The sequence below is a fragment of the Kribbella sp. NPDC050281 genome, from assembly GCF_040655855.1.
Classification (GTDB): domain Bacteria; phylum Actinomycetota; class Actinomycetes; order Propionibacteriales; family Kribbellaceae; genus Kribbella.
The window spans coordinates 67,854-83,818 of the sequence record NZ_JBFAKS010000001.1 but is presented as its reverse complement, the minus strand read 5'-3'; the positions used below and the strand labels follow the sequence as shown (position 1 = coordinate 83,818).

The 15,965-nt window shown below is 69.5% G+C and carries 15 protein-coding genes and 1 riboswitch; of the genes, 7 read left to right on the top strand and 8 right to left on the bottom strand.

Annotation, left to right across the window (positions count from 1 at the left end):
• The first annotated feature begins 79 nt into the window (after positions 1-79).
• The gene (locus AB0I34_RS00450) at positions 80-955 is read left to right on the top strand and encodes an aldo/keto reductase (protein ID WP_360436973.1); all 876 of its coding nucleotides are present in this window, start codon (positions 80-82) and stop codon (positions 953-955) included.
• Between the two features lie 2 nt (positions 956-957).
• On the opposite strand, the gene AB0I34_RS00445 is transcribed toward AB0I34_RS00450, so the two are convergent.
• The 7 genes from AB0I34_RS00445 to AB0I34_RS00415 form a co-directional block, all read right to left on the bottom strand.
• Entirely contained in the window at positions 958-2,397 is a 1,440-nt protein-coding gene (locus AB0I34_RS00445; RefSeq protein WP_360436970.1) for a diguanylate cyclase, read from the bottom strand.
• Between the two features lie 82 nt (positions 2,398-2,479).
• Entirely contained in the window at positions 2,480-3,235 is a 756-nt protein-coding gene (locus AB0I34_RS00440; RefSeq protein WP_360436967.1) for a sugar phosphate isomerase/epimerase, read from the bottom strand.
• A 24-nt stretch (positions 3,236-3,259) separates the two neighbouring features.
• Positions 3,260-4,075, bottom strand: a complete 816-nt coding sequence (locus AB0I34_RS00435; RefSeq protein ID WP_360436964.1) for a sugar phosphate isomerase/epimerase — start codon at positions 4,073-4,075, stop codon at positions 3,260-3,262.
• Positions 4,072-5,253 (bottom strand): dihydrodipicolinate synthase family protein, encoded by a 1,182-nt coding sequence (locus AB0I34_RS00430; RefSeq protein WP_360436961.1) that lies wholly within the window; start codon positions 5,251-5,253, stop codon positions 4,072-4,074. The genes AB0I34_RS00435 and AB0I34_RS00430 overlap by 4 nt, the downstream gene beginning before the upstream one ends.
• Entirely contained in the window at positions 5,250-6,413 is a 1,164-nt protein-coding gene (locus tag AB0I34_RS00425) for a Gfo/Idh/MocA family oxidoreductase (protein ID WP_360436958.1), read from the bottom strand. Before AB0I34_RS00425 ends, AB0I34_RS00430 begins: the two co-directional genes overlap by 4 nt.
• Positions 6,410-7,159 carry a cupin domain-containing protein gene (locus AB0I34_RS00420; protein WP_360436955.1) on the bottom strand — a complete coding sequence of 250 codons (750 nt, stop codon included), beginning with the start codon at positions 7,157-7,159 and terminating at the stop codon, positions 6,410-6,412. Before AB0I34_RS00420 ends, AB0I34_RS00425 begins: the two co-directional genes overlap by 4 nt.
• 142 nt (positions 7,160-7,301) lie before the next feature.
• Positions 7,302-8,711 (bottom strand): FGGY family carbohydrate kinase, encoded by a 1,410-nt coding sequence (locus AB0I34_RS00415; protein ID WP_360436952.1) that lies wholly within the window; start codon positions 8,709-8,711, stop codon positions 7,302-7,304.
• A gap of 129 nt (positions 8,712-8,840) precedes the next feature.
• On the opposite strand from AB0I34_RS00415, the gene AB0I34_RS00410 reads away from it, so the two are divergent.
• The 4 genes from AB0I34_RS00410 to AB0I34_RS00395 are packed head-to-tail and all read left to right on the top strand — an operon-like array spanning position 8,841 to position 12,596.
• Positions 8,841-9,734 carry a nucleoside hydrolase gene (locus AB0I34_RS00410; RefSeq protein WP_360436949.1) on the top strand — a complete coding sequence of 298 codons (894 nt, stop codon included), beginning with the start codon at positions 8,841-8,843 and terminating at the stop codon, positions 9,732-9,734.
• Positions 9,731-10,726: a sugar phosphate isomerase/epimerase family protein gene (locus AB0I34_RS00405; protein WP_360436946.1), complete on the top strand. Its 996-nt coding sequence runs from the start codon at positions 9,731-9,733 to the stop codon at positions 10,724-10,726. The genes AB0I34_RS00410 and AB0I34_RS00405 overlap by 4 nt, the downstream gene beginning before the upstream one ends.
• Positions 10,723-11,634 carry a transketolase gene (locus AB0I34_RS00400; protein WP_360436943.1) on the top strand — a complete coding sequence of 304 codons (912 nt, stop codon included), beginning with the start codon at positions 10,723-10,725 and terminating at the stop codon, positions 11,632-11,634. Before AB0I34_RS00405 ends, AB0I34_RS00400 begins: the two co-directional genes overlap by 4 nt.
• Positions 11,631-12,596, top strand: coding sequence for a transketolase C-terminal domain-containing protein (locus tag AB0I34_RS00395; RefSeq protein WP_360436940.1), 966 nt, complete (start codon positions 11,631-11,633; stop codon positions 12,594-12,596). The genes AB0I34_RS00400 and AB0I34_RS00395 overlap by 4 nt, the downstream gene beginning before the upstream one ends.
• On the opposite strand, the gene ribB is transcribed toward AB0I34_RS00395, so the two are convergent.
• Positions 12,580-13,197, bottom strand: a complete 618-nt coding sequence (gene ribB, locus AB0I34_RS00390; protein WP_360436937.1) for a 3,4-dihydroxy-2-butanone-4-phosphate synthase — start codon at positions 13,195-13,197, stop codon at positions 12,580-12,582. The two genes, AB0I34_RS00395 and ribB, sit on opposite strands and share 17 nt — an antisense overlap.
• Positions 13,198-13,297: 100 nt before the next feature.
• A riboswitch (FMN riboswitch) is annotated at positions 13,298-13,431 on the bottom strand.
• Between the two features lie 88 nt (positions 13,432-13,519).
• On the opposite strand from ribB, the gene AB0I34_RS00385 reads away from it, so the two are divergent.
• Complete coding sequence (locus AB0I34_RS00385) at positions 13,520-14,497, top strand: sugar-binding transcriptional regulator (RefSeq protein WP_360436934.1); 978 nt, start codon at positions 13,520-13,522, stop codon at positions 14,495-14,497.
• Entirely contained in the window at positions 14,497-15,852 is a 1,356-nt protein-coding gene (locus AB0I34_RS00380) for a threonine/serine exporter family protein (protein WP_360436932.1), read from the top strand. The genes AB0I34_RS00385 and AB0I34_RS00380 overlap by 1 nt, the downstream gene beginning before the upstream one ends.
• Positions 15,853-15,965: the final 113 nt, after the last annotated feature.

Here is a 15,965-nt window from a genome sequence, read left to right as displayed (position 1 = left end):
TCGATTCAGCACCAGGAGTGCTGAGTCTGTGCGGAGATTCCTGTTGGAATCGGAGACCCGCACGCGGGACGTTGGAGACATGGCAGCTCAGACGAACCACACCCGCCGGATCGGCGACGTCGAGGTCAGCGCGATCGGGCTCGGCGGCATGCCGATGTCGATCGAGGGCCGGCCCGACGAGGCCCGGTCGATCGCGACCATCCACGCGGCGCTCGACCTCGGCATCACGCTGATCGACACCGCCGACGCGTACCACCTGACCGCGACCGACGTCGGCCACAACGAGTCCCTGATCGCCAAGGCGCTGGCGTCGTACGGCGGCGACACCTCGAAGGTCCTGGTCGCGACGAAGGGTGGCCACCAGCGACCCGGTGACGGCAGTTGGACCGTGGACGGGTCCCCGGCGCACCTGAAGGAGGCGGCGGACGAGTCGCTCAAGCGGCTCGGGGTGGAGGCGATCGGGCTCTACCAGTTCCACCGGCCCGACCCGAAGACGCCGTACGCGGACTCCATCGGCGCGATCCGCGACCTGCTCGACGCCGGCAAGATCCGGATGGCCGGCATCTCGAACGCGAACCCGGCCCAGATCAAGCAGGCCAACGAGATCCTCGGCGGCCGCCTCGTCTCGGTGCAGAACCAGTTCTCGCCGGCGTTCCGGTCCAGCGAGCCGGAGCTCGAGCTGTGCGACGAGCTCGGCATCGCGTTCCTGCCCTGGGCGCCGCTCGGTGGCATCTCCAACGCCGGCGACCTCGGCAGCAAGCACCCCGCGTTCCACCGGCTCGCCGCCGACCTCGGTGTCAGCCCGCAGCGCGTCACCCTCGCCTGGCTGCTGGCCAAGTCCCCGCACGTCGTCCCCATCCCCGGCTCCAGCCGCCCGGAGACGATCCGCGACTCGTACGCCGCCCTGGACCTCGAACTCACCCCCGACCAGGTAGCCACCCTGGACGCCGCCTGAGGTCAGCCGCGGCGGTGCTTGGCGTCGTACATTGCCTGGTCGGCGGTGTGGAGGAGGGTGTCCAGGTCGGTCGAGCCGGGCGTGATCGGGGCGGTGCCGATGCTGGTGCTGACCTCGATGGTGATGCCGGGGAGCGGGCGGCTGACGGCGGTCTCGAGGCGGGTGATGAGGGTCGCGAGGTCCTCGTCGACGATGTCCTCGGCGAGGATCGCGAACTCGTCGCCGCCCAGGCGGGCCACGGTGTCGCCGTGCCGGACCTCGGCGGCCAGCCGGGTGGCGATCTCGCGCAGCGCGCGGTCGCCGGCCTCGTGACCGTAGCCGTCGTTCACCAGCTTGAAGTGGTCGAGATCGCAGAACAGCACGGCACCCGGCCGGCCTGACGCGCGGGTCCGCTCCAGCACCGCGGCGAAGCGGTGCTGGAGCAGGCGACGGTTGGGCAGGCCGGTCAGCGGGTCGTGCGCGGCGTGGTGGCGCAGTTCGCGCTCGGCGTCCTTGCGGGCGGTCACGTCGTCGATCTGGATCAGCAGGATCCGCGGCAGCCCGGCGCCCTGGGCGACGATCGTCGCCGTCCCGCCGAGCCAGATCTCGTTGCCGCCGGGCTGGGTGAAGATGCGCTCGAACCGGTACGTTCTGTTGCCTCGGGCAAGCTCTTCGAGCTCCCGCTGGGACTGGGCCGGCTCCTCGTCGCGGAGGAAGTCCACCATCGGTACGCCGATCAGCTGGGCGGCGGCGTACCCGGTGATCCGGCAGAACGCGTCGTTCACGCGCACGATCCGGCCCGCCTCGGACCCGTCGAAGGCGATCGTGGCCATCCCGTTCCCGGCGCCCTCGAAGACCATCCGGAACGTTGTCTCGCTCGCCTCGAGCCGGGTCTTCTCGGCCAGCAACTGATCGGTCAACCGGGCCTTGTCGATCGCCAGCCCGGCCTGGGTGGCGAAGATCTCCAGCAACTCCCGGTGGATCGGCCCTGGCCGCCGCTGATCCTCGGGCAGGTCGACCGCCAGCATCCCGACCAGTTCACCGTCGGACGAGTGCAGGGGCGCGAACAACGCGTCCAGCGGATGCCAGGCGGCGGGGTCGTCCGACACCGGGATCTCGGGCACCCAGCCGACGACCTCGCCTTCGGGCAGCCGTTCGTGCGGCACGAAGCGCAAGCCGCCCCACTTGTCCGCGATGGCGAACTCGCCGTCGAAGATGTCCGCCGCGCTCACCGTGCCGAGCAGGGCTTCCCGCGCCTCCGGCGAGCCGGCCACCGCGATCACCTCGAACTTGCCGTCCGGGTGGCGCAGGTTCAGTACGGCGATGCCGAAGCCGAGCCCGTCCACCACACCGTCGACGACTGCCTGCAGCGTCTCGGCCAGGCTCCGCCCGGCACCCATCCGGGCGCTCACCTCGTACAGGCGGCGGATGGCGGTCAGCCGGACCGTAGGCTCCTTCGGCACGGATCGAGCCTAGACCGATCTCACCAGCAGTGAGCGGTCGTCACCAGATCTGATCCGGTTAAGCCGTATCTGGTGGTCCCGTTCAGAACCGGAGTTCGGTCAGGCCGCGGTAGCTGCGTTCGGCCGAGTGCCAGGCGTCGGTCGGCTTGTCGTGCTCGACCAGCCACTGCTCGACCCCGCCCTCCGAGGCGTGCGCGAACATCGCGGCGAAGTCGAGCTTGCCGGCGCCGACGTCCTCCCACGACCCGTCCGCGGCCATGTCCTTCACGTGCAGCGCCGGGAACCGGCCCGGGTTCTCCTGGAAGTACTGCGCCGGATCCTGGCCGCCCTCGACCGCCCAGTACAGGTCGAACTCGAACCCGAGCAGTTCCGGATCCACGTCCAGCAGGATGTCGAACAGGATCTGCCCGTCGACCGAGTCGAAGTCGCGCCCGTGGTTGTGGAACAGCAGTTTCAGTCCGGCATCACGCGCAGCCTTACCCGCCTCGGTGAACGCCGCGGCCGCCGTACGGAAACCCTCCACCGAATGCAGCTCGGAGGGAATCGACGGTACGACGACCCACTTCCCGCCCAGCGTCTTCACGCCGGCCAGCGCGCTGTCCCAGTCGTCCGCCATCCGGGTGTACCCGATGTGCTCGAGCACGATCGACAGCCCGGCGTCGTCCGCGAAGGACCGGATCTCTTCGGCGCTGTGGTCGAACCGCCCGCTCACCCCGATCGTGCGATATCCGATCCCGGCGAGGCGCTTCAGCGTCCCCGGGTAGTCCTCGGCCAGCACGTCGCGCATCGTGTAGAGGTGCATGCCGATGCCGTCGGCGGGAATGGTCCGGTCACTCATACGGTCAGCTCCTGATGTCGAGGGTCAGATGACGTGTTCCCGATACCGCGCGAGCGCAAGGTCGAAGACCTGCTGCCCTGGCGCGTCCCACAGCTTCTGGTTGAAGATCTCTACCTCGATCGGCCCGTCGTACCCGGCCGCATCGCACGCTGCACGGAGACGGCGCAGCTCGATCGAGCCGTCGCCCATCATGCCCCGGCCGAGCAGTGTGTCCTCCGGAAGCGGGACGACCCAGTCGCTCACCTGGTAGGAGAGGATCCGCTCACCCGCGCGCTCGATCTGCCGGTAGACGTCGGCGTCCCACCACAGGTGATAGGCATCGACGATCACGCCGACCTGCGTCGCCGGGAACTGCTCGGCGAGATCCAGGGCGCCCGACAGCGACGACACCACACACCGGTCGGAGCAGAACATCGGATGCAACGGCTCGACCGCGAGCTTGACCCCGCGTTCCGACGCGTACGGCGCCAGCTCGGCCAGCCCGTCGCGGACCATGGAACGCGCGCCGTCGAGGTCGCGCGAGCCCGGCGGCAGACCGCCGCTGACGAGCACCAGCACGGAGGTCCCGATCGTGGCGGCCTCGTCGATCGCGCGACGGTTGTCCTCGATCTTCGCTGCTCGCTCGGCCGGATCGGTCGACGTGAAGAAACCGCTGCGGCACAGCGACGACACCTTCAGTCCCGCGTCGGCGACGAGCCGGGCGGCCTTGTCGACGCCGTACTCCTGGATCGGTTCACGCCACAGCCCGATCCACGACAGCTCGGCCTCGGCGCTGGCCGCGACGACATCCTCGAGCGGCCAGTACTTCGTCGTCGCCTGGTTCAGGCTGTAGCGATTCACGCGTCGACTCCACCCACCCGCAGCAACTGCCCGAACCGCTGAACGGCAAGATCCGGATTCGTCAGTACGCCGGCTTGATCGGCGAGCCGGAAGGTGTCGGCCAGGTGGGGCAGCGACCGGCCGGTCTGCAGGCCACCCACCATCGAGAACCCGGGCTGGTGCCCGTTCAGCCAGGCCAGGAAGGCGATCCCGGTCTTGTAGTAGTACGTCGGCGCCGAGAAGATCTGCCGCGCGAGCGGGACCGTCGGTGCGAAGACACGGTCGTAGGTGTCGAGGTCGCCGTCGTCCAGCGCCTTCAGCGCCGCCGCGGCGGCGGGCGCGATCGCGGCGAAGATGCCGAGCAGCGCGTCGCTGTAGCGGTCGTCGTCGCCCTTGATCAAGGCCGGGTAGTTGAAGTCGTCGCCGGTGTAGAGCCGGACGCCCTCCGGCAGACGGTTGCGCAGGGCAACTTCACGCGAGGCGTCCAGCAGCGAGACCTTGATGCCGTCCACCTTTGTCGCATTGTCGGCAATCAGATCGACGACGACGTCGGCGGCGGTGTCGAGCGAGTCGCTACCCCAGTAGCCGTCGAGCGCCGGATCGAACATCGACCCGAGCCAGTGCAGGATCACCGGGCGGGTCGATTGACCCAGCAGCCGGTCGTAGACCTTCCGGTAGTCGTCAGGCGACTCGGCCGCAGCACACAACGCCCGACTAGCCATCAGGATCGGCTGTGCGCCGACCTCCTCGGCCAGACCGAGCTGCTCTTCGTACGCGGCAATCACCGCGTCCAACGCGTGGGCACCGCCGGAGCCGGCGGCGGGACGGCTCGCAGCGGTGAGCTGATCTGTGCCGACGCCAACCGCGATCCGCCCGTCCGGCGCCTCGCCCGCGGACCGCCGGATCAACTCCTGCGTCGCCGGCCAGTCCAGCCCCATCCCACGCTGCGCGGTGTCCATCGCCTCAGCCACCGACAACCCCAGCGACCACAGATGGCGCCGAAACTCCAGCGTGTGCTCCCAATCGATCACCGCAGGCGCACCCGGCGAGTTGTCCCCCAGCGGATCCGCCACCACGTGCGCAGCCGCGAACGCCAGCCGCGACCGAGCCGGCGAATAGGTGCCCCGAGCAACCGGCTCACCCACCAACCGGTACCTCTCCAACCCACCACCGGATGGAAGGAGAACCTCGAGCGTCACAGCTGTCCCTCGAGGTTCAGGGCGGGGACTTCGAGTTTGCGGCCCTCGCGCCAGGACTGCAGGCCCAGCTCGGCCAGCTGCACGCCCTTGGCGGCCTCGACGAAGTCCCAGGTGAACGGGGCGTCGTCGACCACGTGCCGCAGGAACATCTCCCACTGCACCTTGAACCCGTTGTCGAACACCTCGTTGTCCGGCACCGTCGCCCACTGGTCGCGGAACCTCTCGGTGGCCGGCAGGTCCGGGTTCCACACCGGCTTCGGCGTCGCGGACCGGTGCTGCGCCCGGCAGTTCCGCAGCCCCGCGACCGCGGATCCCTCGGTCCCGTCGACGTGGAACTCGACCAGCTCGTCGCGGAACACCCGCGTCGCCCAGGAGGAGTTCATCTGCGCGATGATCCCGCCCTCCAGCTCGAAGACGCCGTACGCCGAATCGTCCGCGGTGGCGGCGTACTCGTTGCCCTGTTCGTCGACCCGGGTCGGGATGTGGGTCGCGCCCTGGCAGTACACCGACTTGACCTGGCCGAAGGTCTGGTCGAGCACGTACCGCCAGTGGCAGAACATGTCGAGGATGATGCCGCCGCCCTCTTCGAGCTTGTAGTTCCACGACGGCCGCTGCGCTTCCTGCCAGTCACCCTCGAAGACCCAGTAGCCGAAGTCACCGCGGACCGAGAGGATCCGGCCGAAGAACCCACCGTCGACGAGTCGCTTGAGCTTGCGCAGCCCGGGCAGCGACAGCTTGTCCTGGACGATGCCGTTCTTCAGCCCGGCGTCCCGGACCAACCGGGCCAGGTCGATCGCCGCGTCCAGGCTCTCCGCGATCGGCTTCTCGCAGTAGATCGCCTTGCCCGCTTCGACCGCGGCGCGGACCCCCTTCTCCCTGAGCTGGGTCAGCGACGAGTCGAAGTAGATCTCGACGTCCGGCTCGGCGAGCGCCTCGGACAGGTCGGTGGTCCACCGGGTCAGGCCGTACTGCTCCGCGATCCGGCGCAGCTTCAGCTCGTTGCGGCCGACCAGGATCGGCTCGGGGATGATCATCGTCCCGTCGGCGGCGGGCAGGCCGCCCTGCTCGCGGATCGCCACGATGGAACGCTCGAGGTGCTGGCGCAGGCCCATCCGGCCGGTGACGCCGTTCATCACGATGCCGACGCGTCGCTCGTTCACTGTTCTGCCTCTCGCGAAGAAATGTCGTAGGTGTCGAGGCGACCGCACATGCCATGCAGGCCGAACTCGGTGGGGGCGGGTAGTTCGTGGAGTTCAGCGGTCTGTAGGTGCGGCGCCGTACCGGCTTCGAGAGCATCGAGGGCGGCGCCGGTCTGCTCGGCCAGCCGGCGAGCGCCCTGGTCCCAGCGGCGGCGCCAGTCCGGTAGCTGCGGCTGGACGATCCGGACCGCCGCCGCGTAGAAGTCGTCCAGCGCGGACGGCCCGTCGGTTTCGTAGGACTCCCGCAGTACGGCGAAGCCGTCGAGCGCGAGGTTGCGCCGGGCCATCGCGGACGTGGTCCGGGCCTCACCCTCGCCGGTGAGGGTGGTCGCCTTCAGATAGGTCTCGCGGTCCGTCAGGTGCTCCGGCGGCAACGTCAGTACGGCGTCGCCGGCCTCGGGGAGCCCGGAGTTCGACATCAGCGCCAGGATCTGGAGACCGCCGCCGTTGACCAGCCGGTGAATCGTCCCGGGGTCGAACCAGACCACAGCGCCGGCCTCGAGCGGGGTCTCCGTGAAGCCCTTGGGGTTCAGCGTCTGGACCGCGCCGGATCCGGCGACCACGTAGTACCCCTCGGAGCAGGCCAGGTGCACGTGCGGGGACCCGCCGGCCGAACCGTCCGGGGCCCGGAGGTCGTACACCTTCAGCAACGAGATGCCGATGCCGCCCGGCAGCGCCGTGGCCGGGCCCGGTCCGAACTCGCACATCGCCGCCTCCCCTCGTGAGCCTGGGAAAGGGCTTTCCGAGGCCTGTGGCCGCCACTTTAGGTGGGCCGTCACGACGAGTCAACCCGTCACGGAAAGCGATGTCCGACCACATCCGGTCAGCACACTCAGAGCGAGATGGACGTCACTTCGAGGTGCGAACCGAGGCGACCGCGGCCGCCCACTCGACGCGGCGGTTCGCTCGCGCAGCGGCGTCGATGGCGGGCTCGAAGCTGCGGTAGCCGCGCTGGGCGGCCCAGCCGGTGCGAGCGCCGAGAGTGGCCCAGGCGAGCTCGGCGGCGCCCAGGGCCGAGATCTCGGCAACATCGGCAGCCTCCACGGGGTGGCCGAGCAGGTCGGCCTGGGTCTGCATGAGGAGATCCGAGACGGTCGCGCCGCCGTCGGCGCGCAGGCGTGCGGGTGTGCCCGGGATGGTGTCGGTGACGTCGCAGATCTGGTGAGCGACGGCGTCGACGCAGGCGCGGGCCAGGTGCGCGCGGGTGGTGGAACTGCTCATCCCGGTGATCGCGGCCCGCGCGGCACGGTCCCAGTGCGGGGCCCCGAGGCCGGCGAACGCAGGCACCAGGCTGACTCCGCCGGCGTCGTCCACAGTCGCCGCGAGTTCCATCAACGTGCCCACGTCCGGCAGTCCGAGTGTGGTGGCCGTCCAGGCGAGCGCGGCGCCCGAGGAGACGATGTTCCCCTCGAGCGCGTACAGCGGCCGGTCCGTCAGCCACGCCAGAGTGCATCCGTCCGCAACGAACTCGTCGACCGGCGTCATCACCGACGACCCGGTCCCGTACGTCGCCTTGATCATCCCGGCCCGCGTGCAGCCCTGGCCGTACATCGCCGCATGCGAGTCCGCCAGCACGGCAACGATCGGGATCCCGTCCGGCAGGCCTGAAACGCCTGCGGTGACGCCGAATCCGGCGTTCGAAGGCCGTACCTCGGGCAGTACGGATCGAGGTACGCCGAAGGCCTCGAGCAGCGCCGGGGACCAGTCGAGCCCGAGTACGTCGTACAGCAAGGTCCGCGAGGCATTGCCCGCGTCAGTCAGGTGCTCACGGCAACCAGTCAGCCGATGGATCAGCCACGAGTCCACGGTGCCCACGCGATCGGCGTTCGTGTGGTCGAGCAGCCAGCGGAGCTTCGGCGCCGAGAACATCGCATCCACCCGCAGTCCGGTGCGAGATCGCACCAGTGTGTCCAAGCCGGGCGGGAGCGACGAACACCAGGACGTCGTACGCACGTCCTGCCAACCGATGACCGGGCCCACAGCCTCACCGGTACGACGGTCCCAGCCGACCACCGATTCACGCTGCGTCGACAATCCGATCCCGGCGATCTCGACGGGCTCCGCGGCGGCCAGGCACGACGAGATCGCCTCGAGCACGCTGCGCCACAGGTCGTCGGCATCCTGCTCGGCCCAGCCGGGCTGCGGAGCCGAGAGCGCGACCGGTGCGGACCCGGTGGCCAGCACGGTGCCGTCAGCACTCGCCAGGACTGCCTTCGAGTTCGTGGTGCCCTGGTCCACCGCGAGTACGGCCGGCGCCATCGATCGCCCTCCAAGTCTGACAACGTTCAACCGAGCCCTTGACGGGACTCTAGCGTCGTGGCGACACTCATGGCGACGTCTTATGCAGTAGTGAATATTTATTCGATCAGCCGATGGAGGTCGACACAGGTGAAGCCGAGCAGACGCCGGGTGATCATCAACACCGACGCCAAGAACGAGGCCGACGACCAGTTCGCGATCGTGCATGGGCTGTTGTCGCCCACCTTCGACATCCGCGGGCTGATTCCCGCGCACTTCGGCACCCGCCGGTCGGACCGGAGCATGGAGGAGTCACGCGAGGAGATCGACCTCCTGCTCGACCTGCTGGACCTGACCGGCAAGGTTCCCGTCGCGAATGGCGCTCCGACAGGCATCCCGGACGAGCAGACCCCGCTGGACTCGCCCGGTGCGCGGCTGATCATCGAGGAGTCGAAGCCGGCCACGAAGGACGACCCGCTGTTCGTCTCGTTCCTGGGCCCGCTCACCGACATGGCCTCGGCGATCCTGCTCGACCCGGCGATCGTGGACCGGGATGTGATCGTGATCTGGATCGGCGGTCGCGGCTACCAGGGCTACAGCGCGGACCACCGGATGGAGTTCAACCTGTCGAACGACATCCACGCCGCCAACGTGGTCTTCGGCTCCGGCATGACGGTGTGGCAGGTCACCAGCGACGTCTACACGAAGGTCTCGGTGAGCTACGCCGAGCTGGAGGAGAAGATCGGCGACGCCGGCCCGCTCGGCAAGTACCTGATCGACCAGCTGATCGAGTGGAACGCCACCTGGCACGGCGAGCCGATCGAATCCCGTTCGCTCGGCGACTCCCCGGCCATCTCGCTGATGCTCTACCCGCACAGCGGCAACTTCCGGGTCCGGCCGGCACCGCGCTTCGGCGTCGACGGCTGGTACCTGCCCGGCACCGACAACCCGATCCACGTGTGCGAACAGGTCGACGTCCGCTTCCTGCTCGAGGACATGTTCGCCAAGATCCGCCGTTTTGCCCGCCAAAGGAGCACATCATGACTGACATGCCGGTCTTCGGCGCAGGGGTCTGGCACTTCGCCACCTACAAGGACCGCTACGCCACCGACGGGTACGGCGACCCGGTCGGGCTGCTCGAGCAGATCGACAAGGCCGGCGCCGTCGGCGATCTGTCCGTGGTCGACCTGAACTGGCCGTTCGCGGGGTACGACGGGACGCTGGACGAGGTGAAGGACGCGCTGAAGCGCAACAACCTCAAGGCGATCGCGATCACTCCGGAGATCTACACCCGGGACTTCGTCAAGGGCTCGCTCACCAACCCCGACCCCGGCGTCCGCAAGCAGGCGATCGAGTTGTTGCACCAGGCAACCGAGCTGGCCAAGGACCTCGGCTGTTCGTACGTGAAGTTGTGGCCCGGCCAGGACGGCTGGGACTACCCGTTCCAGGTGAACTACCACGACATCTGGAACCTGGCGCTGGACGGCCTGAAGGAGCTCGTCTCGGCACACCCCGACATCAACTTCGTGATCGAGTACAAGCCGCGCGAGCCGCGGGTGAAGATCATCTTCCCGAACGTCGCCCGCACGCTGCTCGGCATCGAGAAGATCGGCCTGCCGAACCTGGGCATCCTGCTCGACTTCGGCCACTCGCTCTACGGCCAGGAGACACCGGCCGACGCGGCGCAGCTGGCGATCGACTACAACCGCCTGTTCGCGATCGACGTGAACGACAACCTGCGCGGCTGGGACGACGACATGGTGGTCGGGTCGGTCCACCTGGTCGAGACGTTCGAGTTCTTCCACACGCTGCGGAAGAACAACTGGGAGGGTGTCTGGCAGCTGGACCAGTTCCCGTTCCGAGAGGACAGTGTCGAGGCCGCGAAGCAGGCGATCCAGTTCCTGAAGGCGGTGCACCACGCGCTCGACGTACTGGACGACGAGGCACTGGCCGCCGCACAGGCGTCGCACGATGCTCTGGCGGCACAGAAGCTGGTGCAGAAGGTCTTGCTGAGTTCCATGGCGGAGATCGCATGACGCTGACCGTCGAACACACGACGATGCCGATGCCCGGGCGGCTGCCGATCCACAGCAGCCGCGCCGAGCAGGTGGCGCACATCGCCGAGGCGGCCCGGCAGATCCGGATCCAGGACCTCAAGCTGGTCCACTACGCCGGAGCCGGCCACATCGGCGGTGACTTCTCCGCCATCGACATCCTGGCGACCCTGTACGGCGCGGTCCTCGACATCACGCCGGACTCGGTCACCGACCCCGAGCGCGACCGGTTCATCCTCAGCAAGGGCCACGTCGCCGGGGCGCTGTACACCACGCTGGCCGCCTTCGGGTTCCTGCCGGTCGACGACCTGGCCACGTTCCTGAAGCCGCTGTCCGCGCTCAACGGTCACCCGAACCGGCGCAAGGTGGCCGGCGTCGAGGCGAACACCGGTCCGCTCGGTCACGGCCTGCCGGTCGCGGTCGGGCACGCGTTGTCGGCCAAGCTCGACGTGTCGCTGCGGCGTACGTATGTGCTGGTCGGCGACGGCGAGTTGCAGGAGGGCAGCAACTGGGAGGCGATGATGGCCGCGTCCCAGTACCAGCTCGACCGGCTGACCGTGATCGTCGACCGGAACCGGCTGCAGCAGGGCGCCACCACGAAGGAGACCAACGACCTGGATCCGTTGCCGGACAAGGCGGCGGCGTTCGGGTTCGCGGTGGTCGAGGTGAACGGGCACGACCACGGCGAGCTGCTCGACGTGCTGTCCGCCGTACCGTTCCGGCCCGGGAAGCCGACCTTCGTGATCGCGCACACCCACAAGGGCCACCCGATCTCGTTCATGAGCAACAACGTCGCGTGGCACCACCGGGTGCCGGACGCGGCGGAGTTCCAGCAGGCACTGACCGAGCTGGACGCCGTTGTTCCCGGCTACGCCAAGGAGCTCCGATGACTCTCGTCGAGACCTCGATCGCCGACCGGCCGCGGTACGACTGCCGGGACGCGTACGTCGAGACGCTGGCCGAGCTCGCGCACGCGGACCACCGGATCGTCGGGGTGGTGAACGACTCGGTTGGCTCGAGCAAGCTGAACAGCTTCCGCAAGGCGTTCCCGGACCGGTTGATCAACGTCGGCATCGCCGAGCAGGACATGGTCGGGGTCGCGTCCGGCTTGGCCAACGGCGGCCGGATCCCGTTCGTGTCGGCCGCCTCCTGCTTTCTCACCGGTCGCGCGCTCGAGCAGATCAAGGCGGACGTGGCGTACTCGAACACCAACGTGAAGCTGTGCGGGATGAGTCCAGGGGTGGCGTACGGCGAACTCGGCCCCACGCACCACTCGATCGAGGACATCGCCTGGCTGCGGGCGATCTCCAACCTGACGGTGATCGTGCCGGCCGACCCGATCGAGACGGCGGCCGCGTTGCGCTGGGCGGCGGCCTCGGACGGGCCGGTGTTCATCCGGGTCAGCCGGATGAGCGTGCCGAAGGTGTACGACGAGGACTACGAGTTCCGGCTCGGCCGGGCGATCACCGTCCGGGCCGGCGACGACGTGACGCTGATCAGCAACGGGACCGTGCTGTGGCGAGCGATCGCCGCCGCCGAGCAGCTCGCCACAGAAGGGATCTCGGCCCGGGTGCTGTCGATGCCGACGGTGAAGCCGTTGGACACCGGCGCTGTGGTCGCGGCCGCGCGGGAGACGGCCGGAATCGTGACCGCCGAGGAGGCGGTGTCCGGCGGCGGGCTCGGTGGTGCCGTCGCGGAGACCGTCGTCCAGCAGCATCCGGCCCGGGTGACGATCCTCGGGATCCCCGAGTTCGCGCCCACCGGGTCGGCCGACTACCTGCTGGATCACTTCGGGCTCTCGCCCGACGGCATCGCGGCGGCCGCCCGCAGGCTGGTCAGCCGAGGAAGGTGACCAGGTCGGCGATCGACACCATCGCGAAGCCGTGCGTGTCGGCGAAGGCGCGCAGGTCGGCTCCGGTCATCAGCGTGCCGTCGTCGTTCATCAGTTCGCCGATCACGCCGACCGGCGGCAGTCCGGCCAGCCGGACCAGCTCGACCGTGGCCTCGGTATGACCCGGCCGCTGGCGGACGCCGCCGGCCACCGCGCGCAGCGGCAGGATATGGCCGGGCCGGATCAGGTCCGTGGGCCGCGCCGCCGGGTCGGCCAGCACCCGGACGGTCCGGGCCCGGTCGGCGGCCGAGATGCCGGTGCCGACGCCACTGCTCGCATCGACCGAGACGGTGTACGCCGTACGCAGGCTGTCCTGGTTGTCCGGCACCATCAGCGGCAGTTCGAGCCGGTCGAGCACCTCCGGCGCGGCCGGCGCGCACACGTAGCCGCTGGTGTGCCGGACGAGCAGCGCCATCAGCTCGGGGGTTGCGAGGCTCGCGGCGAACGTCAGGTCGCCCTCGTTCTCGCGGTCCTCGTCGTCGACGACCACCACGGGTCGCCCCAATGCGATCTGGTCGACGGCGTGCTGGATGGTGTCCAGGCGGGTTGTCACGGTGGTCACGGTCGTTGTCCTCTCGGCCTGGCACTCCGGGGGCAACGACAAGCTCCACGACGGGTCCGATCGCGCGGACAGCGCACACCGGACGGCATCGCGAAGACTGCCACGTGCATCTTCCCATCCGGACTTTCACCGTCGGTCCCGGAGTTCCACCAGGTCAACCGGACACCCTCGCGGGTGTACGGGTCGCGGACTGTCACCGCCGGCTCGGAATTCCACCGACCCCAGAGCACGTGTGGTCTTGCAAACTGCGGTCAGTTTATCGGGTTCGCCCGCCGCCGCTGACCTATAGTCCATTCCTGATCGTGTCCTAAGGGGAGTCGACGTGGCCAACGGCAACCGCGCGGTGCGCCAGCCCGGGCTGGACGAGTTGCGGCTGCTGGCGAAGGTGGCCCGGATGTACCACGAGAAGGGCATCCGGCAGCCGAGGATCGCGGCCGAGCTCAACCTCTCCCAGGCGCGGGTGTCGCGGATGCTCAAGCAGGCCGTCGAGGTCGGCATCGTGCACACCGTGGTGACCATGCCGAGCGGGGTGCACAGCGACCTCGAGGACGAGTTGCAGGGCCGGTACGGGCTCCGGGACGCCGTGGTGGTCGACACCGCGGGTGCCGGGGACGACGTACTGCCGGCGCTGGGTTCGGGTGCGGCGGCGTACCTGGACATGACGCTGACCGGTGCGCACGTGATCGGGATCTCGTCCTGGAGCGAGACGCTGATCAGCGCGGTCGACCGGATGCCGCGCAAGAGCGTCCCGGTGGTCGACCGGGTGGTCCAGATCGTCGGCGGCCTGGGTGACGCGGCGGTGCAGATGCAGGCGACCCGGCTGACCGCGCGGTTCGCCGAGTTGACCGGTGGGATGCCGGTCTACCTGCCCGCGCCCGGACTGGTCGGGACGCCCGCGGTCCGGCGGGCGATGATGAACGACGTGTCCGTTCGGGACGTTCTGGGCACCTGGGGACAGCTCACCGACGCCCTGGTCGGGATCGGCAGTCTCGAGCCCTCGCCGCTGCTGCAGCGCAGTGGGAACGCGGTCGCCGAGGCCGACCAGGACGAGCTTCGCCGGCTCGGCGCCGTCGGTGACGTCTGTTTCCGGTTCTTCGACGAAGAGGGAAGGCACGTGCGCTCGACGTTCGACCAGCGGGTCATCGGAGTGACCGCCAAGGAGTTGCTGGCGGTGCCGCGCCGGATCGGCGTCGCGGGCGGGGACCGGAAGTTCTCCGCGATCCGCGCCGCGCTGCTCGGGGGCTGGGTGAACATCCTCATCACCGACCTGGCGATGGCCCATCGCCTGCTCGGCGAGTGATGGAGCGGGACGAGCAGCGGGAGGGCTACCGGACCCTCGACCTGGCGTTGCGGGTCGGTGAGGTGCTGCTGTCCAGCGGCGCCGGTACGGCGGACGCGACCGCGACGATCCTGGGTGTGACCGCGGCCGGTGGTCTGCGCGGCTGCGAGGTCGACATCACGTTCACCTCGATGGCGATCTCGTACCAGGCGGCGCCGGACGTCGCGCCGGAGACGCACATCCGGCTGGTCCGCTACCGGTCGCAGGACTTCTCCCGCCTGACCGAGGTCGATTGGCTGGTACGGCGGTTCGCCCGCGGCGACCTGACCCGGGACGAGGCGAGTCGCGAACTGGCCCGGCTGACGTCGGCGGGTCCGCCGTACCCGCGCTGGACCGCCGTACTCGCGTGGGGTGTGATGGCCGGCGGCGCGACGCTGCTGCTCGGCGGAGGCTGGCTGATCACGCTGGTGGCGGTCGTCACCGCGGTCGTGATCGACCTGAACAACCGGTGGTTCAGCCGGCAGCGACTGCCCGCGTTCTACCAGCAGGTCGCCGGCGCGTTCGTCGCGAGCGCGGTCGCGCTGATCCTGTACGCCGTTCATGCACCGGTGAAACCATCGTTGGTAGTTGCCGCGGGCATCATCATGCTGCTGGCCGGGATCGCGCTCACCGGTGCTGTCCAGGACGCGATCACCGGGTACTACGTGACTGCGGCGGCCCGCCTGCTGGAGGCGATGCTGCTGACCGGCGGGATCATCGCCGGTGTGAGTCTGGGGCTCGCACTTGGCCTCAGGTTCGGTCTGAACGTCGGTCTCGAGGCGCAGACGATCCAGCTGGCGAACCTGCCGATCATGGTCGGCTCCGGTGCGCTGATGGCGGTCGCGTTCGCCTACGCGTCGTACGCGCCGCTGCGGGCCCTGCCGCCGGTCGCGGTGATCGGCGCTGCCGGGTCGCTGGTGTTCACGCTGATGACCCGCGCGGACTTCGGGCCGGCTTGGTCGACCGCTGCGGCCGCGTTCACCGTCGGGATCGGCAGCTACTCGCTCGGTCGCCGGTTCGGCGTGCCGCCGCTGGTCGTGGTCGTGTCCGGTACGATCCCATTGTTGCCCGGACTCACGATCTACAAGGGCTTGTACGAGCTGATGAGTCTGGGCGACCTGCTGGGCATCGTGAGCCTCGCCACCGCGGTCGCCATCGGCGTCGCGATCGCGTCGGGCGTCATCTTCGGCGAGTACGTCGCGCAGCCGATCCGCCGCGAGGCCCGGCGACTCGAGGACCGCCTCGCCGGCCCCCGCCTAGTCGGCCCCCGCCGCCCCATCCGCCCCCGCCGTACCAGTCCCCGCCGTCGCCGCCGCCCCTCAGCCGAAGCCTCCTAACCCCCGCACCCCCGCACCCCCGCACCCCCGCACCCCGCGCACCCCGCGCACCCCGCGCACCCCGCGCACCCCGCACCCCCGCACCCCGCGCCCCCGCACCCCCGCGCCCCCGC